A 1,545-nucleotide genomic window follows, 5' to 3' on the forward strand; every position below is an offset into this window, starting at 1 on the left:
CTAACGAATTAAATACCCGACCGAGAAAAAGACACCAGTTCAAAACCCCGAAGGAGATTTATTATGGTTCCAGATGATCGTTGCACTTCAACGTTGAGACTGCGCCGTGTTGTTCTCATTGTCGAATCGCACTCTTGGGTCGGACCCATTGCTGTAGATTTTTTAGTTTGCGAGGAGCGCGATCTGCCCATGCGATCTCTGCACCGTCAGCGATCTCCTCATAGATTGGAAGAATTTCGGTGACCCCAAGATACTCCCACTTAACTTTTACGCCTTCTGGGCCGCCGCGGTATGGCTTGGAGTTTTGCTTTCCAATTTTCTCCACTTTCGAATACGCAGCCTCTAAAGATGCAGCTTTGACGAGAACGGTGTTCTCCCAAGATGGAAACATCTTCTCTGGATCGTTTCGATCTGCATCATCTAGCTCAATGAACCTGAGCAAGTAAGAACCCAAATACCAGCCAACTGGGGAGACGTTCTTGTCGTATGCCATAGGTGCTGATCGCTGAACGGTCTAACGTTTGAGATCAGGGGATGCCAGCTTGCTGGCAGTCCCCTGGATTGAATTGTTAGCCGTTGGTTCGATCACCACTCGACCTTTAGTTTTTCTTTCCACAGCCAATTGGAGAACTCCGCGTCTGGCAATGCTCTTCTTTGGGCATCCAATGTATAGGCATCATCACCCACCAAAAGCCGAAGGGGGCTTGACCTATTTTCAATCGCTGACGTGATGGTCAGCGCGACATCGTTAGCAGTACTTCGCTTAGGGGTAATTCCTTTTCGGGCTTCGTTCAGCCGGCTCATAAGCTCTTGGTAGTAGCTCCTTCCTTCCAAGAGTGCGGGAGCAAACTCAACTGTGCAATTTGTATCAACGTTACCCGGTTCAACGAGCACGACTCTCACGCCAAAGTGGCCAAGCTCATATGCCATAGCTTCGGACATGGCTTCAAGTGCGTGTTTAGAGGCTTGATACATTCCATAAAGAGGGCCGACAACTCTGCCACTGATTGAACTTACTTGGACTATGACCCCGTCACCCTGATTACGCATGATGGGAATAGCTGCTTTTGAAACGCGAAGACAGCCAAAGAAATTAACATCGAAAAGCCGTTGAGCGGCTTCGATGTCTATTTCTTCAGCGGCGCCCCAAAGGCCATAACCTGCATTGTTGACAACAGCGTCAAGCCTGTTGGTGCTATCGAGGATTGATTTGACTGCGTCATCGACTGACTGGGTGCAGGTAACGTCAAGATCAATTACACGGCATATTTTTCGTAACTCGCTTGCAGCCGCTTCATTTTTTTCACGCGACTCCCGTACTCCGGCGTAGACGGTGTATCCCAAACCGGATAGATGCTCGACAGTCGCGCGACCAATTCCACGAGATGCGCCTGTTACTAAACATACTTTACTCATATGTGGTGTCGTGTCTAAGGAAAACGGCTAACGTTTGAGGTAAGGGGCAGCCGGAGCGCGAAGCGCGGAGGGCACCTGCAAGCGCAGCTTGCAGGCTGTCCCGTTGACCGATTGGTTAGCCGCGACTGA

At 50.0% G+C, this 1,545-nt stretch carries 2 protein-coding genes; both read right to left on the reverse strand.

The features are described 5' to 3' along the window. Window positions 1-115: 115 nt before the first annotated feature. Complete coding sequence (locus ABEA02_RS19890; protein WP_345534899.1) at window positions 116-493, reverse strand: DUF4288 domain-containing protein; 378 nt, start codon at window positions 491-493, stop codon at window positions 116-118. Between the two features lie 92 nt (window positions 494-585). Further along, complete coding sequence (locus ABEA02_RS19895) at window positions 586-1,416, reverse strand: SDR family oxidoreductase (protein WP_345534900.1); 831 nt, start codon at window positions 1,414-1,416, stop codon at window positions 586-588. Window positions 1,417-1,545: the final 129 nt, after the last annotated feature.

It is taken from the genome of Viridibacterium curvum (genome assembly GCF_039544165.1).
Lineage (GTDB): Bacteria > Pseudomonadota > Gammaproteobacteria > Burkholderiales > Rhodocyclaceae > Viridibacterium > Viridibacterium curvum.

Bases quoted from the DNA above. Each gene is read 5' to 3' on its own strand.
- ABEA02_RS19890 (WP_345534899.1), bottom strand. From the start codon at position 493: ATGGCATACGACAAGAACGTCTCCCCAGTTGGCTGGTATTTGGGTTCT.
- ABEA02_RS19895 (WP_345534900.1), bottom strand. From the start codon at position 1,416: ATGAGTAAAGTATGTTTAGTAACAGGCGCATCTCGTGGAATTGGTCGC.